We start from the raw sequence: 2438 nt of genomic DNA, 5'->3' as shown, positions 1-2438 counted from the left end.
ATGTTCGAGCGGTTCACCGACCGAGCGCGACGGGTTGTCGTCCTGGCCCAGGAAGAGGCCCGGATGCTCAACCACAATTACATCGGTACGGAGCACATCCTGTTGGGCCTGATCCATGAGGGTGAGGGTGTGGCGGCGAAGGCTTTGGAGAGTCTGGGGATCTCTCTGGAGGGTGTCCGTCAGCAGGTGGAGGAGATCATTGGTCAGGGTCAGCAGGCGCCGAGCGGGCATATTCCGTTCACGCCGCGGGCCAAGAAGGTGTTGGAGTTGTCGCTGCGCGAGGCGCTGCAGCTCGGGCACAACTACATCGGCACCGAGCACATCCTGCTCGGCCTGATCCGCGAGGGCGAGGGCGTCGCCGCCCAGGTCCTGGTGAAGCTGGGCGCTGACCTGAACCGGGTGCGCCAGCAGGTGATCCAGCTGCTCTCCGGCTACCAGGGCAAGGAGCCGGCTGCGGCGGGTACGGCGCCGGGTGAGGCCGCGCCGTCGACCAGCCTCGTGCTGGATCAGTTCGGCCGCAACCTGACCCAGGCCGCCCGCGAGGGCAAGCTCGACCCGGTGATCGGGCGCGAGAAGGAAATCGAGCGGGTGATGCAGGTGCTGTCCCGCCGGACGAAGAACAACCCGGTGCTGATCGGCGAGCCTGGTGTGGGTAAGACCGCCGTGGTGGAGGGCCTGTCCCAGAAGATCATCAAGGGTGAGGTGCCGGAGACGCTGAAGGACAAGCAGCTCTACACGCTCGACCTGGGTGCCCTGGTCGCCGGTTCCCGGTATCGGGGTGACTTCGAGGAGCGTCTGAAGAAGGTGCTCAAGGAGATCCGTACCCGGGGTGACATCATCTTGTTCATCGATGAGATCCACACCCTGGTGGGTGCGGGCGCGGCGGAGGGTGCGATCGACGCGGCGAGCATCCTGAAGCCGATGCTGGCGCGGGGTGAGTTGCAGACCATCGGCGCGACCACGCTCGACGAGTACCGTAAGCATTTGGAGAAGGACGCCGCGTTGGAGCGTCGTTTCCAGCCGATCCAGGTGGGTGAGCCGTCGCTGGCGCACACCATCGAGATTTTGAAGGGTCTGCGGGACCGGTACGAGGCGCACCACCGCGTCTCCATCACCGACGCTGCGCTGGTCGCCGCCGCGACGCTCGCCGACCGGTACATCTCTGATCGGTTCTTGCCGGACAAGGCGATCGACTTGATCGATGAGGCGGGTGCGCGGATGCGGATCCGTCGGATGACGGCGCCGCCGGACCTGCGGGACTTCGATGAGCGGATCGCGCAGGTGCGTCGGGACAAGGAGTCCGCGATCGACGCGCAGGACTTCGAGCGGGCGGCGCAGTTGCGGGACACCGAGAAGCAGTTGTTGGGTCAGAAGGCGCAGCGGGAGAAGGAGTGGAAGGCCGGTGACCTGGACGTCGTCTCGGAGGTCGACGACGAGCAGATCGCTGAGGTGTTGGGTAACTGGACGGGTATCCCGGTCTACAAGTTGACCGAGGAGGAGACCTCGCGTCTGCTGCGCATGGAGGACGAGCTGCACAAGCGCGTCATCGGCCAGGAGGACGCGGTCAAGGCGGTGTCGAAGGCGATCCGCCGTACGCGGGCCGGGTTGAAGGACCCGAAGCGTCCGTCGGGTTCGTTCATCTTCGCCGGCCCGTCGGGGGTGGGTAAGACCGAGCTGTCCAAGGCCCTGGCGGAGTTCCTGTTCGGGTCCGAGGACGCGCTGATCCAGTTGGACATGTCGGAGTTCCACGACCGGTACACGGTGTCCCGGCTCGTCGGTGCCCCTCCCGGCTACGTCGGCTACGACGAGGGTGGGCAGCTGACCGAGAAGGTGCGTCGCCGGCCGTTCTCCGTGGTGCTGTTCGACGAGATCGAGAAGGCCCACCCGGACGTGTTCAACACGCTCCTGCAGATCCTGGAAGACGGCAGGTTGACCGACGGTCAGGGCCGGATCGTGGACTTCAAGAACACGGTCATCATCCTGACCACCAACCTCGGCACCCGCGACGTGGCCAAGGCGGTGTCGCTGGGCTTCCAGGCGTCGGAGGACTCCGAGTCGAACTACGACCGGATGAAGCAGAAGGTCAACGACGAACTCAAGCAGCACTTCCGGCCCGAGTTCCTCAACCGGATCGATGACACCATCGTGTTCCACCAGCTGCGCGAGTCGGAGATCCTCTCGATCGTCGACATCATGATCCAGCGGATCGAAACGCAGCTGCGGAACAAGGACATGGGTCTGGAACTGACCGACAACGCCAAGAAGTACCTGGCGAAGAAGGGCTTCGACCCGGTCCTCGGCGCCCGGCCGCTACGCCGCACCATCCAACGCGACATCGAGGACAACCTGTCCGAACGGATCCTGTTCAACGAACTCACCCCAGGACAGATCGTCGTGGTCGACTGCGAAGGCGACCCCAACGACATCGACAAGTCCAA

The 2438-nt window shown here is 64.8% G+C and carries 1 protein-coding gene; it reads left to right on the top strand.

Annotation, left to right across the window (positions count from 1 at the left end; all coding sequences use genetic code 11):
* On the top strand, positions 1 to 2438 hold a 2438-nt coding region (locus KBX50_RS32465), incomplete at its 3' end, for an ATP-dependent Clp protease ATP-binding subunit (RefSeq protein ID WP_210941656.1).

Source organism: Micromonospora sp. C51 (assembly GCF_018070435.1).
Taxonomy (GTDB): Bacteria; Actinomycetota; Actinomycetes; order Mycobacteriales; family Micromonosporaceae; genus Micromonospora; species Micromonospora sediminimaris.
This window is presented reverse-complemented; position numbering and strand designations above follow the sequence as displayed.